At 61.8% G+C, this 20,895-nt stretch carries 19 protein-coding genes; 8 read left to right on the top strand and 11 right to left on the bottom strand.

The annotated features are described in order from the left end of the window. The first annotated feature begins 7 nt into the window (after nucleotides 1-7). Complete coding sequence (locus tag WDB91_RS10820; RefSeq protein WP_339112573.1) at nucleotides 8-916, top strand: nitrilase-related carbon-nitrogen hydrolase; 909 nt, start codon at nucleotides 8-10, stop codon at nucleotides 914-916. 308 nt (nucleotides 917-1,224) lie between these two features. Further along, complete coding sequence (locus WDB91_RS10815; protein ID WP_339112572.1) at nucleotides 1,225-2,148, top strand: LysR substrate-binding domain-containing protein; 924 nt, start codon at nucleotides 1,225-1,227, stop codon at nucleotides 2,146-2,148. Between the two features lie 60 nt (nucleotides 2,149-2,208). Here WDB91_RS10815 and WDB91_RS10810 read toward each other — a convergent pair whose 3' ends face one another. The 4 genes from WDB91_RS10810 to WDB91_RS10795 form a co-directional block, all read right to left on the bottom strand. Further along, entirely contained in the window at nucleotides 2,209-3,204 is a 996-nt protein-coding gene (locus tag WDB91_RS10810) for an ABC transporter ATP-binding protein (protein WP_339114507.1), read from the bottom strand. Between the two features lie 53 nt (nucleotides 3,205-3,257). After that, entirely contained in the window at nucleotides 3,258-4,091 is an 834-nt protein-coding gene (locus tag WDB91_RS10805) for an ABC transporter permease (RefSeq protein ID WP_339112571.1), read from the bottom strand. Further along, nucleotides 4,088-4,987, bottom strand: coding sequence for an ABC transporter permease (locus WDB91_RS10800; protein ID WP_339112570.1), 900 nt, complete (start codon nucleotides 4,985-4,987; stop codon nucleotides 4,088-4,090). The genes WDB91_RS10805 and WDB91_RS10800 overlap by 4 nt, the downstream gene beginning before the upstream one ends. 160 nt (nucleotides 4,988-5,147) lie before the next feature. Further along, nucleotides 5,148-6,476: an extracellular solute-binding protein gene (locus WDB91_RS10795; protein WP_339112569.1), complete on the bottom strand. Its 1,329-nt coding sequence runs from the start codon at nucleotides 6,474-6,476 to the stop codon at nucleotides 5,148-5,150. A 343-nt stretch (nucleotides 6,477-6,819) separates the two neighbouring features. Between WDB91_RS10795 and WDB91_RS10790 the strand changes: the two genes are divergently transcribed. Then, nucleotides 6,820-7,875: a sugar phosphate isomerase/epimerase gene (locus WDB91_RS10790; RefSeq protein WP_339112568.1), complete on the top strand. Its 1,056-nt coding sequence runs from the start codon at nucleotides 6,820-6,822 to the stop codon at nucleotides 7,873-7,875. Continuing rightward, nucleotides 7,875-8,999 (top strand): Gfo/Idh/MocA family oxidoreductase, encoded by a 1,125-nt coding sequence (locus WDB91_RS10785; RefSeq protein ID WP_339112567.1) that lies wholly within the window; start codon nucleotides 7,875-7,877, stop codon nucleotides 8,997-8,999. Before WDB91_RS10790 ends, WDB91_RS10785 begins: the two co-directional genes overlap by 1 nt. Nucleotides 9,000-9,125: 126 nt before the next feature. Here the strand turns inward: WDB91_RS10785 and WDB91_RS10780 are convergent, their stop codons facing one another. Together WDB91_RS10780 and WDB91_RS10775 are read right to left on the bottom strand one after the other, a co-directional pair. Beyond that, a complete protein-coding gene (locus WDB91_RS10780; RefSeq protein WP_339112566.1) occupies nucleotides 9,126-10,067 on the bottom strand; it encodes a hypothetical protein in 942 nt (313 codons plus the stop codon). Next, nucleotides 10,064-10,819 carry a hypothetical protein gene (locus WDB91_RS10775; protein WP_339112565.1) on the bottom strand — a complete coding sequence of 252 codons (756 nt, stop codon included), beginning with the start codon at nucleotides 10,817-10,819 and terminating at the stop codon, nucleotides 10,064-10,066. Before WDB91_RS10775 ends, WDB91_RS10780 begins: the two co-directional genes overlap by 4 nt. Before the next feature lie 32 nt (nucleotides 10,820-10,851). Between WDB91_RS10775 and WDB91_RS10770 the strand changes: the two genes are divergently transcribed. Next, nucleotides 10,852-11,253 (top strand): hypothetical protein, encoded by a 402-nt coding sequence (locus WDB91_RS10770; RefSeq protein ID WP_339112564.1) that lies wholly within the window; start codon nucleotides 10,852-10,854, stop codon nucleotides 11,251-11,253. Nucleotides 11,254-11,627: 374 nt separating this feature from the next. On the opposite strand, the gene WDB91_RS10765 is transcribed toward WDB91_RS10770, so the two are convergent. From WDB91_RS10765 to ssb, 3 genes are all read right to left on the bottom strand, one after another. Beyond that, nucleotides 11,628-12,308, bottom strand: coding sequence for an FAD-dependent oxidoreductase (locus WDB91_RS10765; RefSeq protein WP_339112563.1), 681 nt, complete (start codon nucleotides 12,306-12,308; stop codon nucleotides 11,628-11,630). A 291-nt stretch (nucleotides 12,309-12,599) separates the two neighbouring features. Further along, nucleotides 12,600-13,367, bottom strand: coding sequence for a nitrilase-related carbon-nitrogen hydrolase (locus tag WDB91_RS10760; RefSeq protein ID WP_339112562.1), 768 nt, complete (start codon nucleotides 13,365-13,367; stop codon nucleotides 12,600-12,602). 195 nt (nucleotides 13,368-13,562) lie between these two features. Then, entirely contained in the window at nucleotides 13,563-14,084 is a 522-nt protein-coding gene (ssb, locus tag WDB91_RS10755) for a single-stranded DNA-binding protein (protein ID WP_339112561.1), read from the bottom strand. Nucleotides 14,085-14,301: 217 nt separating this feature from the next. Here ssb and WDB91_RS10750 point away from each other — a divergent pair, with 217 nt between their 5' ends. Next, a complete protein-coding gene (locus WDB91_RS10750) occupies nucleotides 14,302-14,919 on the top strand; it encodes a lytic transglycosylase domain-containing protein (RefSeq protein ID WP_339112560.1) in 618 nt (205 codons plus the stop codon). Nucleotides 14,920-14,990: 71 nt separating this feature from the next. Here WDB91_RS10750 and WDB91_RS10745 read toward each other — a convergent pair whose 3' ends face one another. After that, nucleotides 14,991-15,542, bottom strand: coding sequence for a YSC84-related protein (locus WDB91_RS10745; RefSeq protein ID WP_339112559.1), 552 nt, complete (start codon nucleotides 15,540-15,542; stop codon nucleotides 14,991-14,993). Nucleotides 15,543-15,684: 142 nt separating this feature from the next. Next, the gene (hemB, locus tag WDB91_RS10740) at nucleotides 15,685-16,692 is read right to left on the bottom strand and encodes a porphobilinogen synthase (protein ID WP_339114506.1); all 1,008 of its coding nucleotides are present in this window, start codon (nucleotides 16,690-16,692) and stop codon (nucleotides 15,685-15,687) included. 141 nt (nucleotides 16,693-16,833) lie between these two features. Between hemB and WDB91_RS10735 the strand changes: the two genes are divergently transcribed. Both WDB91_RS10735 and mfd read left to right on the top strand, forming a co-directional pair. Further along, the gene (locus tag WDB91_RS10735; protein WP_339112558.1) at nucleotides 16,834-17,364 is read left to right on the top strand and encodes a component of SufBCD complex; all 531 of its coding nucleotides are present in this window, start codon (nucleotides 16,834-16,836) and stop codon (nucleotides 17,362-17,364) included. A gap of 63 nt (nucleotides 17,365-17,427) precedes the next feature. Next, nucleotides 17,428-20,880, top strand: a complete 3,453-nt coding sequence (mfd, locus tag WDB91_RS10730; RefSeq protein WP_339112557.1) for a transcription-repair coupling factor — start codon at nucleotides 17,428-17,430, stop codon at nucleotides 20,878-20,880. The last annotated feature ends 15 nt before the right edge of the window (nucleotides 20,881-20,895 follow it).

Here is a 20,895-nt window from a genome sequence, read left to right as displayed (position 1 = left end):
GCCTGCCATGACCACGTTCAAGGCCGCAGCCCTGCAGATGGGTCCCGCAAGTGCCACGCTCGACGAGACGGTCGGGCGTATCCTGTCGCTCATGGGCGCCGCGGCAGAGCAGGGCGCCGAGATTGCGGTCCTGCCCGAGCTGGCCCTCTCGCCCTATTTCGCGGCAAAGGTGCAGGACATCTCCGAATGGGACGATGTCCGATCCGTCACTGCTGCGATGGGCCGGATCGGGCAAAAGGCGCGCGAGACGGAACTGGCCATCGTCGTATCGCATCAGGAGCCCACAAAGAACGGGCTCTATAACTCCATGAGCTTCATCGGACCGGATGGCGCCACCAAGGGCGTGTTCCGCAAGGTGCATATCCCCGGCCAGTTGGACCCCGATCCGGAGAAGGAGATCACCATCCTCGAGAAGCGCTATTTCCAGCCGGGCGATCTGGGCTTTCCGGCCTATCCGCTGGAACTTCGGGGCGGGGCGCGCTGTGCGGCGGGCGGGCTGATCTGCTATGACAGGCGGTTTCCCGAGAGCTGGCGGAGCCTTCTGCTGAACGGGGCCGAACTTTTCTGCTGTTCGTATAATACGCCGGTGATGAATGGCGGCACGCTCGAGGCCGCGCGCTATGCCAGCCAGCTGGCAATCACCGGTGGCGCCTATTCCAACGCGACATGGACCATTGCCTGCGGCAAGGCCGGCGAGGAGAACGGCACCACCTTCATCGGCGCGAGCTTCATCTGCGGCCCTGACGGAGTGATCGTGGCGCAAGCCGCGACCATGGGAGATGAGGTCGTGTTGGCCGAGGTGGATATGGCGCAGCAGACAAAGATCCGCGACCGCTGGGCCTTTATCGAGAACCGGATGCCGGGATCCTACAGGCTGGATCGGGTGGCCGCCACCGAAACCCGCGGCGCCGCATGAGCCGCAGGACCGACATGCAAGAGGGCGCCTCCGGGCGCCCTTTTCCATACCGGCCCCTCCCGCCTGCGAAAGCCTCTGCCCGCGGCCGGAAAGGGCTGTGCGACAGCCCCCTCGGACAGGCCCGAAAACGCGCCTGACCCCGCCCATAAAAGGCCGAAAAATCGTGCGATTTCCGACTATTCTGCCGGATTGCGGGCATAGTCCGGACTACGGGCGCAAAGGCCGCCCACAGGCGCGGCGGCAGGCTTTACCGAGGCCCGAAACGGGCGCCTAATGCAGGAGAGGGAAACGTCATTGAGGTGATCAATATGCGCAAAAGAATTCCACTCAACGCGATCCGGGCCTTCGAGGCGACCGCTCGCAATTCCTCCGTTGTGAAGGCTGCAGACGAGCTGTGCGTGACGCCCACCGCCGTCAGCCACCAGATCCGCCAGCACGAGGAGTTCCTGCAGGTGCGGCTCTTCATCCGCAAGAACAGCCGGATCGAACTCACGACCGAGGCGCGCGCCAATGTGCACCGTATCGGTCGCGGGCTCGATCTGATCAATGACGCCATCCTCGCGCTGGAGGCCTCCGATTATGACGAGCGCCGCCGTTTGACGGTCTCGGCCTCGACCTCGGTGGCCACCTTCTGGCTGATCCCGATCCTGTCGGAATTCACACGGCAATCGGAGGAGGTGGATGTGACGATCAAAACCTTCCTCACCCGCAAGGAGGCCGAGGAGCAGGAAAGCGATCTGCGGATTGTCAACTGGTTGAGCCAGCTTGACTGCCATAGCGAGCCGTTGCTCGAAGAAGAGATCATTCCCGTCTGCTCGCCCGAGCTTGCCGCGCGATTTGGCAATGACAGCCGCACCATATTGCAAAGTGCACCGCTGGCCCATGTCGATCGCGCAACGGGCGGCATGGACGGGACCTATCCGGACTGGGCGCGCTACCTTGCCGATTTCGGCATCAGCCGCAAAGGTGTCGCCCACGGGTCGCGCTTCAATCAGGCCGGCACGGCGATGGAGGCGGCAAGCGCGGGGCTTGGGGTTATTCTGGGCCGCTCGCTGCTGATCGCCGATGCGCTCGAGAAGGGACGGCTCGTGCCCGTGGCCGACCCCTATCACATCCGTTCGCCCTATTATCTCAATGCCTCGTGGAAGCAGATGGAGAGCGAGCCGCTGGTGCAATTCCGGACATGGATCACCGAAAAGGTCCGATCCAAAGAACTGGCCAGGGTCGCCTGAGCGGTCCGGACCACTTCATGCCTGACGAGGGGCACATCGACTGATATGCCCCTCGTCCGTTCAGCCCTGAAGCGGATGTTCGTCTGCCGCATTCCACGAGAGGGTGCAGGCGCTGCCCAGTTCGAGCGCATGGTCGAAATAGACGGCTGTCGGGACCAGCGCGGTCAGATCGTCATGGCCCGCAGCCTCGAGGGTGATGCGCACCGATGTGCCCTGATACTCGATCATCGCGACCGTGCCGTCGAGCGCGCGCATGCCAGCGCGTTTCCCGATGACGCATTGATCCGCCCTTACCGAGGCCCGACCCGTCGCGGTCTCCACCACATTGTGCCCGCCCAGAAACTTGGCGACAAAGGCGTTTTGCGGGGTCTCGAATACCTCTCGGGCGGTGCCAGCCTGCATAATGACCGCATTGTTCATCACCACGACCAGATCGGCCAGTGCCAGCGCCTCGTCCTGACTATGGGTGACATGGATGAAAGAAATGCCCAGTTCCTTCTGGATCCGTTTCAACTCGGCCCGCATCCGGATACGCAGGAACGGGTCGAGCGCGGAGAGTGGCTCGTCGAGGAGCAGAACCTTGGGGCGGGTAATCAGCGAGCGCGCGAGCGCCACCCGCTGCTGCTGGCCGCCCGACATCTGGTTCGGCAGCCGGTCCGCCAGATGATCCATCTGCACGAGTTCCAGATATTCCTTGGCGCGAGTACGGCGCTCGGCCTTGGCCACGCCCTGTACCTTGAGCGAAAACGCCACATTATCGAGCGCGGAGAGATGCGGGAAAAGCGCATAATCCTGAAACATCATGGAGGTTCCGCGTGCCACGGGGGCCGCCTTGGTGATTTCGGCGCCATGGATGAGGATCGCGCCATCACTGACCTCCTCATGGCCCGCCAGCATCCGCAGCGTGGTGGATTTTCCGCAACCCGAGGGACCGAGAAGGCAGCAATAGGAGGCGCGCGGGATCCGCAGCGAGATCGCATCGACCGCCGGTGCGCCATGGCCGTATCGCTTGGTGACGGCCACAAGCTCCGCATCGAAACGATGGCCCTGTGTCACCTGCCGGAGCGCGGGTGCGGGACGGCGGGCGGGGGTGAGATCATGCGCAAGGCTCATAGGGGTTTCCTCATGCTACGGCATTTTGCGATATGCGACATCACAAGCAGCGAGATGATGATCAGGGAGAAGGAGACCAGTGTCGTCATCGTGCCGATCGCGAACAGCACCGGCGTGGAGGCAGCGTTGAGAAGGCCCATGACTTCCATCGGCAGGGTGTTTCCCGTGCCGACATTGAGCGAGGTGCGCATGGTCTCCTCATAGGATGAGGTGAAACCCGCCATGCCGATCCCGATCACACCGGGAAGGATGATCGGCAGGATCACCCATTGGAAGCGCTGGCGCGCGCTCGCGCCCAGATCAGTCGCGGCTTCCTCGTAGCTGGTGTTGAAGCGGCCAAGGATGATGAACATGATCAGCAGGCCGAAGGGCAGGGTCCATGTCAGCTGCGCGCCAATCCCGGAGGTGAACCAGTTGCTCTGCCAGCCCAGCATGTTGAAGGATAACGCGATCCCGAAACCGATGAAGATGCCTGGAAGGACCATTGAGGCAATCGCCGAATAGAAGACGAAATTCGCCCCCGGAAAGCGGCGCCGATAGGCCAGTCCCGCGGTGACCGAAATCACGAGTGTCAGCGCCCCCACACAGACGGCCAGCCGGATCGAGCGCTCGAAGGCGGTGGGGATATCGCCAAGCCCCTGACCCGAGCCGGAGAACAGCATGCGGAACCAGTCAAGCGACCAGCCCACCATCGGGAAGGACATGCCGCCATCGGGCCCCTGGAAGGACAGGATATAGAGGCAGGCCATCGGCGCGTAGACATAGGCGATGAAGAGGACGGTCAGCGCGCCCAGAATATAGAAGGAGAGCGGTCTGCTGCGGCGGGTCATTGGCGCAGCTCCTTGCGGATATCGGCAAAGCGCAGCAGAGCCAGAACGATGGTCAGCACCACGAACAGCAGCAGCACCGATTTGGCCGCAGCGGGCGGATACATGAAGGCGTTGAGATCGGTGATGATCGACATGCCCACCGTGTTCACCTGACTGCCGCCCATATATTTGACCATGAACACATCGCCCATCACGGCGGTCACAATAATCACCGTCCCGATGGCAAGGCCGGGCCGCACCAGCGGGAAGATCACATCGCGCACGATCTGCCATTCGGAGGCACCGGCATCCTCGGCGGCCTGAATGACCGAAGGTTTGATCTTGGCCATGGAGTTGAGCGAGGTCGCGATCATCGGCATGGTGAGCATCTGGACATAGGCCACGATCACGGCAAATTCCGAATACATCAGCCAGCTCACCGGCTGGTCCACAAGGCCCAGCCCCATCAGCGTCTGGTTCACCAGACCCTCACGGCCCAGAAGCGGCACCCAGGACACCATGCGGATCGGCCCCGAGGTCCAGAACGGGATGGCGATGGCCGCCACCAGCAGGGTGCGGACCCAGTTGGTGCGGATGTGATAGGCTAGAAAATAGGCGATCGCGAAGCCCAGCGGCGCACAGATACACCAGACGATGATCAGGAATTTGAAGGTCTTGAGATAGAGCGATAACGTCAGATCGGAGGTCAGCGTATCGATCCATGTCTCGAGATAGAGTTCGGGGAAGACCTGCGCGAAATTGTAATCGAGGAAGCTGACCACAAAGATCAACCCGAGCGGCACCAGCACGAGGGTGATATAGACAAGCGCCATCGGCGTGACCTGCAACACGGAGACAAGCTTCGGCGAGAGCCCGCGCGAGGGGAGGATGCGGGGGAGACGGGGACTGGAAAACATGGCAGGGCTCTGCCTCTTCTGGCTTGGAGACGCATCGTCCCGTGGCGGGGCGATGAGGCGCATTTACAAAAGACATTCCCGAGGCAGGGCCCGAGGAGCGCCCGAGGCAGAACCTAGGGCGCAGGGCGCGCAGGGGGGCCTGCGCGCCGCTGTCGAGGCCTCAGGCGGCGAGGAAGCTCTGCCACTGGCGGGTCAGGTAACGATCCTCGTCCATCACCGTGTTCCAGATGCCTATATTGCCCATCCGGTCCCAGAGCGAGCCGCCATCACGGGTGATACCGGCCTTCTCCATGACCTTGCCGAACGGGTTGAGAATGTCTTCGGTCGCCGGTTTGCCCTCGTACCAGTAGCCATATTCGTTCTCGGACATGAAGGCTTTCACATTCTCGGGCACCGAGTTGTAGAAGCCCTGCCGCGAGATGAACGCCCCCGCCCAGCCGGAATTGACCCAGTTCATATATTCGATCGCGCAATCGCGCTTGAGCCCGTCCAGATGGCTCATGGCGGTCATCATGATATACCAGCCGCGATAGCCTTCCTTCATGCCGTTATATTTACAATCGATGCCGCGGGTGCGCACCTCGGTCACGGCGGGCGACCACATCGATTGCAGCACCACCTCACCCGAGGCCATCAGCTGCACCGACTGGTCGAAATTGGTCCAGAACGAGCGGAACTGGCCGGATTTCTTGTAGTCGATCAGTTTCTTGATCGTGGCATCGATCTCGGCCCTGGTCATATTGCCCTTATCGGCATAGTCGATCTCGCCGAGCGCCTGAAGCGCCATGGCGCTATCGGCAATGCCGGTGGCGGTGCCATCCTGCAGCGCGACCTTTCCGGCAAATTCGGGATTGAGCAACTCCGCCCAGCTATCGACCGGACGCCCGATCAGATCGGGACGGACGCCCAGCGTATCGGCATTGTAATACATCGGCACGCCGACCAGCCATTCGGTGGGGGTCAGCGAATAGTCCTTGGCGTCCTGCGTGGCCCAATACTGGGTCTTGATCGGCGCCATCCCCTCCATCGTGGCGGAGGTGCCATCGGGGTATTTGCCCGTGGTCAGCAGCGGAATGGTCTTGTCGAACCATTTGTAATCCGAGGTCTTCACCGGCATCAGCACGCCACGGCCCTGAAAATATTTCAGGTTGGTATTGGGCATATCGGTCACATCGACCGAATTGGGCTGGGTGAGCAGCCGGTTGATATGGGTCGTCTGATCCGGCGCGGTCTGCATCTCGACCCTGAAGCCCAACTCCTCGTTCGCGCGCGCGCCGATCTCGGGGATGGTGGAGTAGGACTGGCCGATATGGGTGATCGTGATGTCCTTGATATTCTGCGCCCAGATCATGGGCGCGGGGAAGCCCGTGGCCACGGCGGCAGCGGCGCCCGTTTTCAGCAGGGCGCGGCGCGAGATCCCTTTTGTAGCGGAGGCTGCGGGAGACGGTCCGGCGGCACCGTGGCCTTTGGTGCAATCCTTATGGGGCATCTGGTTCTCCTGATGGAACTTGGTCAGTGGTCCGGCGAAGGGAGGGCGGGCCGGAAGGATCGGCCCCGTTTGTCGGGGCATCTTGTAGCGATGCCCTTAGGATCGGCCCCGAGAGCCTCGAACCGCAAATGAGAAAAATTGTGACGGCAGATGAAATAACCTCGCGTTTCAAATGGCGGGTTTTCTGTTTCACTCGCGGGGCTGCGCTTTATGGTCCCATACGGGGACCCGCATCAGGTGCCGGCCGGCATGCTCGAGCAAGGTTCACGGCGCCTGCGATCAGGGGCATCCTGACGGTTCTGGAACGCGGCCAGGGCCTGCCCCCGAACAGGAGACGGAAGTCATGAAAACGATCAAGGGGCCCGGCCTCTTTCTGGCACAATTCGTAGGGTCGCATGCGCCCTTCAACGACTGGCCGGCCATCACCAACTGGGCTGCGCAGACCGGCTATCACGGCGTGCAGGTGCCCAGCGGCGAGGCGGGGCTGATCGATCTCGATCTTGCCGCAACCAGCCGGACCTATTGCGACGACTGGAAAGGACAGGCCGAGGAAAATGGCGTGACAGTCACCGAACTGTCCGCGCATATCCAGGGCCAGCTGGTGGCGGTGCATCCAGCCTATGATCTGGCCTTTGACGGTTTTGCGCCGGTGCCGCTGCGCGGCAATTCCCGCGCGCGTCAGGCATGGGCCGTCGATCAGGTGATGAAAACCCTGACCGCCTCGAGACATCTCGGGCTGACAGCGATGGCCACTTTTTCGGGGGCGCTGGCATGGCCCTATCTCTATCCGTGGCCGCAACGTCCCGCGGGACTGATCGAGCGCGCCTTCGATGAGCTGGCCGCACGCTGGCGTCCCATCCTCGATCATGCCGAGGAGTGTGGCGTGGATGTCTGCTACGAGATCCATCCGGGCGAGGACCTTCATGACGGGGCCAGCTACGAGATGTTTCTCGAGCGTGTGGGCGGGCATAAGCGCGCCTGCCTGCTCTATGATCCCTCGCATTTCGTGCTGCAATGTCTCGATTATCTACAATATCTGGATATCTATCGCGACCGGATCCGCATGGTCCATATCAAGGATGCCGAATTCAACCCGACCGGCCGTCAAGGTATCTATGGCGGCTTCCAGTCCTGGCTCGACCGCGCGGGCCGTTTCCGCAGTCCGGGCGACGGGCAGGTGGATTTCGGGGGCATCTTCTCGCGACTGGCCGCGATGGATTTCGAGGGCTGGGCCGTGGTCGAATGGGAATGCTGCCTGAAACATCCCGAGGATGGGGCGCGCGAGGGAGCGCAATTCGTGAAAGACCATATTATCCGCGTGACCGAACGCGCATTCGACGATTTCGCAGCGGCGGGGCTTGTTGATGGCGCCAATGCCAAGATGCTGGGGCTTGCGTGATGGAGCGGATCAGGCTGGGAATGATTGGCGGCGGGATCGATGCCAATATCGGTCGGGTGCACCGCCATGCGGCATGGCTTGACGGGCAGTTCGATCTGGTGGCCGGTGCACTTTCCTCTACCCCCGAGAAATCGCGCGCCAGCGGTCGGGCGCTAGGGCTCGCAGGCGACCGCTGCTATGGCTCTTTTGCCGAGATGGCCGAGGCAGAGGCCGCGCGCGAGGACGGGATCGAGGCGGTAGCGATCGTCACGCCGAACCATGTACATGGCCCCGCCGCAGCGGCCTTTCTGGAACGTGGCATCCATGTCATCTGCGACAAGCCGCTGACTGCGACGATAGAACAGGCGCAGACGCTCGAGCGGGCCGTGCGTGGCTCGGACGCCCTGTTCATCCTGACCCATAACTACACCGCCTATCCGATGATCCGGCAGGCAAGGGAGATGATCGCGGCCGGAGAATTGGGGGCGCTGCGGGTCGTGCAGGTGCATTACGCGCAGGACTGGCTGGCCCAAGCGGGGCACGGCAAACAGGCCGAGTGGCGCGGAGATCCGGCCCGTGCAGGGCTTGGTGGGGCAGTCGGCGATATCGGCACCCACGCCCATAACCTCGCCTGTTTCGTTTCCGGTCTGCCGGTAGAGCGGCTCGCCGCTGACCTGCAGGCTTTCGTGCCCGGACGGGCGGTGGATGATAACGGCCATGTCCTGCTGCGGTTTGCGGGTGGGGTGCGGGGGATGCTCTGGTGCAGTCAGGTGGCGGTTGGCCACGAGAACGGATTAAGCCTGAAGATCTATGGCGATGCGGGCGGGCTCGACTGGTCGCAGGAAGAGCCTGACCGGCTCTGGTTCACCCCCTACGGCCAGCCCAAGCGTCTGCTGACGCGGGGCGGCGCCGGTGCCACCGCTGCGGCACGGGCGATCAGCCGCGTGCCGGGCGGCCATCCCGAAGGCTATCTCGAGGGATTTGCCAATCTCTATACGGAAGCCGCCACCGCGATCCGCGCCGCGCGCCATGGCAGCCGCGATCTCGGGCTGCTCCCCGGGCTCGAGGAAGGGCTCGCAGGGATGCGCTTCATTACCGCCTGCGTCACCTCTTCCGCGCAGGATGCAACCTGGGTGACGCTCTAGCCACGCGATTGCCCGACCAATCGTCGCGAGCAACCGCAGCCCCCACCACCTTTGCGCCAGCGGGCAGATGGTGGCTTCGGGGATTGCCCGCATCCTTCTATGATCCGTGGAAACGGGTATCGAGGCTCAGGAGACCTCCGAGATCTCGCCGGGCGTCGGCCTGCGTTCGAAATGGGAAAAGACTGCCGGTCCCAGATAGATCGGGGCCTGCATCGCGGCCACAAAAAGCGCCAGATGCGGGTCGAAGGGCAGGGCCGCCAGAACCAGTCCCGTATTGCGGTTGCCAAAGACCAGACCAAGCGCGCGGCCCCCGCCGCTCAGCTGTCCTGCGACCCAGCGCAGCGCCAGATTGCCGCCGATATTCAGGATCAATGCCAGCGCCAGATAGATCGCGGCACGCGCAGGGTCCTGCGCGACCAGATGCGCCATCCCGCCGATCAGCGGGATCAGGAAGGCCAACATAAACAGCGCGGCAATCCCGTTGAGCGCATCTGCTCCCCGCCGGATGCGTTCCATGCCGAGCCATGCCTGAAGGGCGGCGCCAAGCGCGATGCCACCGGCCAGCATTCCCAGAAGACGCAGGGCGACCTCGCTGATGGAGCCGGTAAAGTCGAGCCCCGAAAGCCAGAGGCTGAGCGGCATGGTGAGCGGAGCCAGAAGCGTACCCAGCAGCGTGATCCGCAATGCCTGCGGAAAGTCGTAGCGCAGCATCAGCGCGAGGTTCGGCGCGGAACTGAGCGGCGGGGCAGCGCAGAAGGCCGCAACCGGCAGGGCGATGGCCAACGGCCACGCCACCCACAGCCCCGTGAGCCGGAAGAGCAGCGCCAACCCCAGCTGGCTTGCCGCCAGAAACAGCACGCCGCGCAGCACCGCCATCCACCCGAAGACCCGCGCAATCTCGACGCGGGTAAAGGGCTGGCGCATGATACCGAGCGCCGTAACCGAGATGACCAGAGGCGCCAGCACAGGCCGCAGGGCCTCGGGCGAGACGGGCAGGAACGGGATGACACAGAACCCCGTAAAGAGCAGGGCCCGCGCATGTCGGCCCAACCAAGTAAGAAGGATCATGGCTCGCCCTTTCTAAGAGTGGGTCGCGATGTGCCGTGCTCGGGCAAGAGCGCGAGACTGGCGAGGATCGCGATCATGATGGCACATATCGGATGCCTCGTGCAGGCAATATAGCCCGGACCATACTGCGTCCACCCTTGCAGCAAGAGGATGCCCCCCTCCAATGCCGTAATCTGCGCCAGTGCCTCGGGCGCGCCGGTAAAGCCCATCGCAAGCGTCAGGAAGCCGGCACCCATCGGGATCGGGGCGATGGCGGGGAACCGCAGGGCCGAGGGCCGAGGTTTCGCGCATGGAGACCTCCTGCCGACCGTGCCCAGCATCGCCGCCGACAGAATGGGCGCGCCCGCCACCATTGCAATCTTCAAGATCCCGAGCGGCGCGCGGTCCTGCCCCTGCGAGATGTCGTGGATATTGTGGCTCGAAAGCGGCGCCTGGATCGCATATCCTGCAAAGAACAGCGCCAAGACTACGGTCATCGCAGAGACCCGGATCTCGGAGCTGCGGCGCAGCGGACGGTATGTCCTGATCCCCTTGATGACGCGGACATGCACGGTTCGCCAGAACATATCTGCCAGCGCCATCCGCGAGGCGGCCGCCATGGCATGACCCGCATATTGTGCGGATCGCAAAAACACCGGCCCCAGCCAGAGGCAGACCATCTGCGCAACGATCAGACATAAGATGGCGATCAGAGCGACAGGGACACCGGCAGTGGCGGTCGAATAGAGCAGGTCGAGACCCCGTCGTATCAAGCTGCTCTCCTGCTTCTGCCCCGGGCCGGGGCATGGTCGAGCTCAGGGAAACTCTGGCTCCTCCTTGCCGCGAAAACGCTCCGGTCTGCAAGAGCACGCATCGGGCGGAAGAGAGTAGCGGATCGGCCTCCATAGCCCTTCTTCCGCGACGGACGGCCGATCTCGAGGCCGCCCGACAGCTCTTCGGCCTTGTCGCAGCCGCAGGTCCGGGCCATATCGAGCACCCGCGCAGTGGTCATGTTACGGGCGCGGCATTTCACGTCTTCGGTATGGATCGAGAGGAGACGCCCACCGATCCGTGGCTCGACCGGTTGCACCGCAGGTTTGATCCCGTCGTCTTTGAAGAGCGAGCCCTTGGCATGAATATTGATCGAGGGAACGCCGCCGATGCGGGGGGCACATCCTCGGCAAAGCTGACGCCATTCTGGGTCTGATGAGATATCCCGGGATAGGCCACCGGTCTATCCCGGGTCTCGGCGCGGCCCATGCCAGCCAAGGCGATGCTCGGGCCAAGGGCGGTTGCGAGCGGGGATGTTATGGGATGTCCTTCTCTCTCTTGGTTAGATGATCCGGCCTTTTGCAACCGGGGTCTTTGGCCCTGCGCACGAGCTTGGCAGATGTTCAACCTGACTGGAATGCGGTTTAGCCGTGGCACCCCATGACAAAAACTCATCTGTCATAGCTCACTCCGATGACTGGCGGCGCTTGTTCCGCAACGGGTATGGGCCCATAGAGCGGATAGAATTTCCGCCGGTCCGGGGCTATCGGGCGTCCAGCTGACACCGTCGCCGGCCAGAAACAGCCCGCGTTAGGCTTCGGGCATATGCTCCTGCATGAAATGGCCATAGATGCGGTGGTTATAGCGGTAATGACCGGGCAAAGCGCCCTTGAAAGCGCCGAGGAAGTTCTCGTCCGCCTCCCAGCTGACGCAGATCGGCGCGCCGCGGATATGGGAGGCGATATCGACATCGGGATAGATCTTGGCCAACGCCTTCAGCGCCAGATCCACCCGTTTTTCGGCCGGAAGCGGCAGCACCTTCAGCGCGTCGGTCATCCACGAATAGCTCAGGCAGATTACGGCGGGCTTATCCGGCCCGTTATCGAAGAAATAGGTGCCACGGGTATGACGGTCGGTCAGGGTCATCGACATGACGGGCCTGCCCGTCGCATCTGTATCGTTCCAGAAGGGACGGTCCACCATCACGAAGGTCTTGGCCGCCTGCATATAGCGGGTGCGGTCGAGCGCCATCCATAGCTTCTGGTCAAAGAGGCTCTCCTCGACCTCGATCGCGGTGGTCAGAAGATGGGTCTGGCAGTTGCTGAGCACCGCAGCATAAAGCGTCTCGCCTTCAAGCTCGATCACGGTCGAACCTGCCGCCGGAGTCAGCGGGTTCGGGCAGGGGGCGCTTTCGCACCCCATGAGGTCCAGATAATGGTAGAAAGTGCGCGAGGAGACCGTAAAGCGCATCCCGCCCAGTTCGGCCACCACGCCACAGGCGCCCTCGAAGACCTGTGAGCGAAGCCGCCAGCCGAAGGCTGTGGGAGCGGCGGCAGTCGCAAACTCGACCAGCCCCGCGACCCGCGAAGGCAGATCAATCTGTCAGGCGCCACGGTCGGTCTGAAACCAGAGCGTAGAAACACAGTCACGCCATACTTCGCCCGAAGCGGGATCAATGCCCGGATCTCTCCCCGTGAACCCCACCGAAGATGCCGAGTTCAACCAATGGCTAGATCGCCAAGCCCACATGTTCCGCATCCCCGAAAAGACGTATCCCGGCAATCACCTTGCCTGCCCTCCGCGCAGATCCGCGATCTGGGTGGACAGATATTCTCCTTCAAAGAGGTTATCGCCGATCTCGGCGATCAGCAATGCATCGCCAAGACCGGCTTTCGCAACCGGCTGTCCATCGGGGCTGCAGATGATAGAAAGCCCGCCAAAGCACAGACCATGCTCCTCGCCGCTGTAATTGGCATAGGCCACGACCATACGGTTTTCATAGGCGCGGGCAGGGACCAGAAGATCGGGCACATGCGCATAGCCTATCGGATTGGCCGTCGGCACCAGGAGTATCTCCGTGCCCTGCCGCGCAAGCGCACGCGCATGTTCGGGGAATTCTATATCGTAACAGATGAGAAGACCGAAATTCCGACCCCGATAGCGGAAGACGACCGGTGCCTGTTGCCCATGAGAGAAGTTTGCCTGCTCCATCGCGCCGAAAAGCTGGATCTTGCGGTAATGGGCGAGGCGCGTGCCATCCGGCGCAATCACGGAGGCAGAATTGTAGATCCCGTCCGTGCCGCGCTCGGCCCAGCCGTAAACAATGGCAATCCTGTTGTTTCGGGCCTGTTCTGCGACATAGGTGGCCCAGATCCCGTTCAGGGGCTGGGCCTGCTCTCTGTGGCCATCGGGACGGTTATAGCCGGGAAGGGCAAGCTCGGGGAGAAGAAGGAGATCACATCCCGAAAGGGACGCCTGTCTGGCATCCCGCGCGATCCGCGAGAGCCTGTCTTCCACGCCGCATTGCCATTGCGAAACCGCGATTTTCATAAGCAGTCCTCCAACGCGACCCAAAAAGAGGCAAGGGATCTTGGATACTTGCGCTCCGGAACTCCCGCCGAAGCGGCATTTGATGGGGCGTCTCAGGGCCTGGATTGCGCCTCAACCGGAGGGAATGGGGCGGGTGTCTCCCTGCCGGTTGAACGGTAGGGAGAGTATTCGGGATTCAGCCCCGGAATGGGGATCTCAGAACGGGATCTCGTCGTCGAAATCGGGACGGCTGGAGCCGCCGCCGCCCTGCGAGGGGCCACCATAACCGCCCGAGGACGGGCCATCGTCATAGCCACCCGAGGAGGGGCCACCATAGCCGCCACCGCTCTGGCCGCCGCCATAACCGCCACCCTGACCGCCATCATTGCGGCCATCCAGCAGTGTCAGCTCGCCACGATAGGGGCGCAGCACGACCTCGGTCGAATAGCGGTCCTGACCGGACTGGTCCTGCCATTTGCGGGTTTCCAGCTGGCCCTCGATATAGACCTTGGACCCCTTGCGCAGATATTGCTCGGCGATTTTGGCCAGCGGTTCGCTGAAAATCGCGACCGAATGCCACTCGGTGCGTTCCTTGCGCTCGCCTGTCGCGCGGTCGCGCCAGTTTTCCGAGGTCGCGATCCGCAGGTTGCACACTTTCCCGCCATTCGAGAAGCTGCGCACCTCGGGGTCACGGCCGAGGTTACCCACGATAATGACCTTGTTGACCGATCCTGCCATCAAAAAACCTCCGCTGGCTGACCGACATGCGCTGCATGCCGCGTGATTCAAATTGGTTCGGCTGGGTATAACAGACCGCGCCCGCATGCAAAGCAGGAAACCGACGCGGGCGCGGTGAATTCGGAAAGCGGCCCTCTTTCCCTTGCGGCACACAGAAAGGGTTTTCATCTGCCCCGTGATGGGTATAGTCCTGCCTAAGCAAAAAATCCGGGGACAGATGATGATACGAAAAGGGACCGTCGCAGCGATCCTTGCGCTCACCGCCTGTGCGGCCATAGCGCCCGTTTCCAGCGCCTCTGCCGAAGGGCTTCGGCTGAATGGAGCATCGAGTTCGAACCGCGTCCAGCTGTTCAGGAACCAGACCAGCATTCTCGACAAGCGGGCGGCGGGACAATATGCCCATAGCTCGCGTCTGCGCCCCGATGGCAAGACCGTCGCCGCCGCTCTGATCCCGAGCTATAGCGGAAAATATCGCGGCAAATATATGTCTGCCGCGCAGCAGGCCGCCCAGAAAAATGGCATTCCGACGGATCTGTTCCTACGCCTGATCCAGCAGGAAAGCGGCTGGAATCCCAATGCCGTCTCCCATGCCGGCGCGCGTGGTCTGGCCCAGTTGATGCCTGCAACAGCAGCCAAACTGGGGGTCGATATTGCCGATCCGGAGGAAAACCTTGATGGCGGTGCGCGCTATCTGCGCATGATGTATGATCGCTTCGGCAACTGGCGCCATGCTCTGGCGGCTTATAATGCGGGTCCGGAGGCGGTGGCCAAATATAACGGTATTCCGCCCTATCAGGAGACCATGAACTATGTGAAGGTCATTCTGGGAAGCTGATCAGACAGCTACGACCGGACATTAAAAAAGCACGCGAAAATCGCGTGCTTTTCTTTTGGAATATATGGATTTTACGGGATGATGCGGGTGTATTTTGCACCGGCCAGCGAGGCCCCCGCGATCAGACCTGCCTGACCGAAGACCAGCGCGATCACAGGTGCGCGCGAGGTCGTGGTATCGGTGCCCAGCGAGCCGCCACGATCGGGAAGTGCATATTTCGCATCCGCGCCAATCTGCCAGCCATCGGCGCGACGGAACCCCGAAAGCGCCTCGGGGGTCATGAAGAACAGCGCATGGGCATATTGCTGCGCGCCGATCTGGAAACCCACGGAGGCCGAGGTGATCGCGTAATAATCCACGGTTACGCCGTTGATGCGCAGCGCACCGCGCCCGTAGGCGCCACCTATACCGAAACCGGCTTCGGTCACCAGCGGCATATAGAGCACGCCGACCGCCTTATCCATCAGCTCCTGCGTGCCGGGGTAGCGGCTGATCAGGAAGTTCCGCGTTGCATCGACGCGCGCATCGATCTGGGGCCCTGCATTGGAGCCCACACCATTGCCACAGGCCGCCAGCCCGCAGGCGGCGCCGCCCATTGCCAGAAGGTTACGTCTGGAAATCATCTCACTGCCTCTCGCTCGATTTTGCATCGGGCTTGACCGCCCGTCTTGATGGGACATGCCCTTGGTTCCCTGAAAGAGTAGCCCGAAAATTTGACCCTGTCACTTCCCATCGGATGAAACCAGCCTATATCCAGAGGCTTGTTCAGCCGCCATTGGCCAATGCGCGGGCAGCCGCCGGTGCGAAATAGGTCAGCACCCCGTCACATCCCGCACGTTTGAACCCGATCAGGCTTTCAAGCATCACTTTGTCATGATCGAGCCAGCCATTGCGGATTGCAGCCATCGCCATCGCGTATTCGCCCGAAACCTGATAGGCGAAGGTCGGCACACCGAACTCGTCTTTCACACGGCGGCAGACATCAAGATAGGGCTGCCCCGGCTTGACCATCACCATATCGGCGCCTTCGGCCAGATCGCGGGCGACCAGTCGCAGCGCCTCATCGGAGTTTGCCGGATTCATCTGATAGGTTTTCTTGTCGCCCTTGAGCGCGCCGGAGGCACCAACCGCGTCGCGGAAGGGGCTGTAATAGACGCTGGCGAATTTCGCCGAATAGCTCAGGATCGAGACATCGCGGCCATAGCCCGCATCCTCGATCGCCTTGCGCATCGCGGCGATACGGCCATCCATCATATCCGAAGGCCCGAGGATATCAGCCCCGGCCTCGGCCTGCGCAAGAGCCATTTTCACAAGCGCCTCAACGGTTTCGTCGTTGAGGATGATCCCGTCTTTCACCAGCCCGTCATGGCCGAGCGAATTATAGGGATCGAGCGCGATATCGGTCATGATCGCGATCTCGGGGACGCGCTTCTTGATCTCGCGGATCACGCGGTTGGTGATATTCTCGGGGTTCCACGCCTCTTCGCAGGTCTCGGTCTTCACCGAAGGATCGGTATAGGGAAAGAGACAGAGCGCCGGAATGCCCAGCTGGGCGGCTTCCTCGGCGGCGCGCACAGCCCCCTCGACGGTCTTGCGGAAGACACCGGGCATGGAGGGCACCTCGACATCCGCCCCTTCGACATCGGTAATGAAAATCGGCCAGATGAGGTCTTTGACGCTCAGGCGGTTTTCTTGCACCAGATCGCGCAGCGCAGCCGTGCGGCGCAGTCTGCGCATGCGGTTATGCGGGAAGGAGGGGAAAAGAGGTGTCATCATAAGTCTCCATTACTGTCGCTGACGTGCCATGCAGACGCCAGAAACTCAAGCCTTTTGGGTCCATGGATGCTTCCCTCTATGCGTTGAATCGGCTAGGAAAAGGACACATCCACGCGAGCCAGTAAAAAGAAGACAAAAGTGGACCTTAGCCAGACGCTCTTTTCGCTGATCGATATGCGGTCATTTTCCAGTATTTGGTATTGGGTGATCCTTGCTGTCGCGTGGTCTACCGCCTCGCATTTCATCATGGGCGTGCCCTATGATCTGGTTACGCAATATCGGCGCGACACCAGCCTGGCACCCGATCTCGTGGCGCTTGGCGGCGTGAACGCGCGTCGCCTGCTGCGTTTTGGCCGCGCGCGCACGGCGCTTACGGCGCTCTGGTGGTGTCTGACGAGTTTTCTTGTGTTCAGCGGGTTCTATTACGGGGCCGAGCTCGCGCAGGCCTGCCTGTTTTTGGTGGTGCCATTGAGCGTTGTGATGATCATGGCGATGCGTAATGCCGCCACCCTTGCCGCACTGGCAACGCGCGCGGAGGCAGGGCAGATCGCCGATTTGCTGCATCGCATCCGCTTCCGTGTGCAATTGCTTGGAATGGCCTCTATTTTTCTCACCGCCATCTGGGGAATGCTGATCAATCTTCTCCATCACAGCATTCGACTTTGGTGAGCACGGCCCCTATCTAACCCCCGACCGGCGCGCACGGCGCGCAACAGACAAAGGCTGCACAAGATGACGCATTTCGTTCTTTCCGGCGCCCCCGAGGGCTATGACGCCAGATTGCTTCTGCGCGAGCTGGAACGGGGTCAGAGCGTCGTGCATGTGGCACGCGATGACCGCAGGCTCGAAGCGATGCGGCTCGCGCTCGGCTTCTTTGCCCCCCATGTCACCGTGTTGAGTTTTCCGGCGTGGGACTGTCTGCCCTATGATCGCGTCTCGCCCAATCCCGAGATTTCCGCGGCGCGGATGGCCACGCTCGCGGCCCTGCAAACGGGAGTTCCGGGACCCTTCGTGCTGCTGACGACAATTTCGGCTGCCATGCAGAAAATTCCTGCACGTCAGGTGCTTGCCGAGAACTCCTTTACCGCCAAGGTGGGTGGGCAGCTCAAGGACGAGGCCCTGCGTGGCTTTCTGACGCGGATGGGGTTCTCGCCGGTGCCGACGGTTTCGGAGGCGGGAGAATTCGCCGTTCGTGGCGGTATCATCGACATCTATCCACCCGGTGAAGGCGGTCCGGTACGGTTGGATCTGTGGGGTGATGTGCTCGATGGGGCGCGCCGGTTTGATCCGGCCACCCAGCGCACGACCGAGAAGTTGACCCGGATCGAACTGGCGCCAGTATCGGAAGTGATCCTCGACGAGCCTTCCATCACCCGTTTCCGCCAGAATTACCGGATCGAATTTGGCGCGGGCGGCGCGGAGGATCCGCTTTACGAGGCGGTCTCGGCAGGGCGCAAACATGCCGGAATGGAGCATTGGCTGGGCTTTTTCCACGAGAGGCTCGAGACGATTTTCGACTATCTTCCAGAGGCTTCGGTCATGCTGGACGACCAGACTACGGTGTTGCGCGACACCCGCTGGGAGCAGATCTCGGACCAGTATGACACCCGCCGCGAGGCGATGACGCGGCGCGATCGGGTGGATAGCGTCTATAAACCGGCCGCGCCCAAACTTCTCTATCTGGATGATGCAGCATGGCAAGAGGCGCTGAAAGACCGGCGCGTGATTGCGTTTCAGGTGCTGTCGGCACCGCCTGGCCCCGGCATTCTGGATGCGGAAGCGCGGATCGGGCGCAGCTTCGCGCCAGAGCGTCAACAGGAAGAAGTGAGCCTTTTCGGGACCTTGCGAGACCATATTCAAGCACGACTGAAATTCGGGCCGGTGGTGATTGCCTCGTGGTCCGAAGGCGCGCGCGAACGCCTGCAGGGGCTGATGGAGGATGAGGGTCTCCAGATTGCACGGCTAATCACCGATGCGCGCCAGATCGGTCCCGGGGTCAACCTGACGGTCTGGACGCTGGATCAGGGATTCGAGGCGCCGCCCAAGGGCGATGATCCGGCGCTGACCGTGATCTCCGAACAGGACGTCCTGGGCGACCGGCTGATCCGAAAACCTAAAAAGAAACGTAAAGCCGAGAACTTCCTGACCGAAGCTCAATCGCTGTCTCAAGGGGATCTGGTGGTCCATGTGGATCATGGGGTCGGGCGTTATAAGGGGCTCGAGACGGTTTCTGCCCTGGGCGCGCCTTTGGATTGTGTGCTTTTGGAATATGCCGGTGGCGACAGGCTGTTCCTTCCGGTGGTCAATATCGAGCTGCTCAGCCGGTTCGGGCATGAGGACGGTCTCCTCGACAAGCTCGGTGGCGGCGCATGGCAGGCCAAGAAAGCGCGGCTGAAAGAGCGTATCCGCGAGATTGCCGACAAGCTGATGCGGATCGCGGCGGAGCGCTATCTGCGCAAGGCCTCCATTCTCGAGGTGCCGCATCACGAATGGGAAGCCTTCGCCGCGCGCTTCCCCTATAGCGAGACCGATGACCAGTTAGCGGCCATCGAGGATGTTGTGAACGACCTGAAATCCGGCACACCGATGGACCGGTTGGTGGTGGGCGATGTGGGCTTTGGCAAGACCGAAGTGGCGATGCGCGCCGCCTTTATCGCGGCCAGTGCGGGCGTGCAGGTGGCGATCATCGCACCCACAACGCTGCTGGCCCGCCAGCACTACAAGACCTTTGCCGAACGGTTCCGCGGCACGGCAATCAATGTCCGGCCCCTGTCGCGCTTTGTCTCGGCCAAGGAGGCTGCAGCCACGCGCGCAGGGCTGGCGGATGGATCGGTCGATATCGTCATCGGCACCCATGCGGTGCTGGCCAAGGCGGTGAAGTTCATGAACCTTGGCCTCCTCGTCATTGACGAAGAACAACATTTTGGCGTTCAGCATAAGGAGCGCCTCAAAGAGATGCGCTCGGATATCCATGTGCTTACGCTGACGGCAACCCCGATCCCGCGCACCCTGCAACTTTCGCTGACCGGAGTCAGGGATCTATCGGTCATCGGAACACCGCCGGTGGACCGTCTGGCAATCCGCACCTATGTCTCGGAATTCGATACGGTGACCATCCGCGAGGCACTGCTGCGCGAGCGTTTCCGTGGCGGGCAAAGCTTCTATGTCGTGCCGCGCATCACCGATCTGGCCGCGATAGAAGACTTCCTGCGCAACGAGGTGCCCGAGGTGACCTTCATCACCGCGCATGGGCAACTGGCGGCGGGTGAACTCGACGAGCGGATGAATGCCTTTTATGACGGTAAATATGATGTCTTGCTGGCCACAACGATCGTTGAATCGGGCCTCGATATCCCGACTGCCAATACGATGGTCATCCACCGCGCCGATATGTTCGGCCTGAGCCAGCTCTACCAGATCCGCGGGCGGGTCGGGCGGTCCAAGATGAGGGCCTATTGCTATCTGACGACCAAGCCGCGCATGCCGCTGACACCGCAGGCGACCAGACGGCTGCGGCTACTGGGCTCGCTCGACAGCCTTGGCGCAGGGTTCAATCTTGCAAGTCAGGATCTGGACTTGCGGGGCGCAGGCAACATCTTGGGTGAAGAGCAATCCGGCCATATCAAGGAAGTGGGCTATGAGCTTTACCAGTCCATGCTCGAGGAAACGATCTCGAAGCTGAAATCGGGCGAGCTGGGCGAGGATGTGTCCGATGGCGAATGGTCGCCCAATATCAATATCGGCGTTCCGGTGACGATCCCCGAGAGCTATATCCCCGATCTGGATGTGCGTCTGGGTCTTTACCGCCGGTTGAGCCAAGTGGTGACCAAGGTCGAGATGGAAGGCTTTGCCGCCGAGCTGATCGACCGGTTTGGGCCGCTCCCCAAGGAGGTGAATACGCTCCTGCTGGTGATCCGCATCAAGGGCATGTGCAAACGGGCCCATATCGGCAAGCTGGATGCCGGACCGAAAGGCGTCACGATCCAGTTCCATAACGATAAGTTCCCCAATCCCGCAGGCTTGGTCGATTATCTTACGACGGAACGTGATTTGGCGAAGCTGCGCGACAACAAGCTGATGATCCGCCGCGACTGGACCAATGACGCCGACAAGATCAAAGGCACATTTGCAATTGCCCGCGATCTGGCAGCCAAGGTGCGCGAGGCCGAGAAGGCGAAGAAATAAGAAAGCCGGGGGTTT

The organism is Thioclava sp. GXIMD2076 (assembly GCF_037949795.1).
GTDB lineage: Bacteria > Pseudomonadota > Alphaproteobacteria > Rhodobacterales > Rhodobacteraceae > Thioclava > Thioclava kandeliae.
The sequence above is the reverse complement of the archived record's forward strand: the minus strand, read 5'-3'. Positions and strand labels throughout refer to the sequence as shown.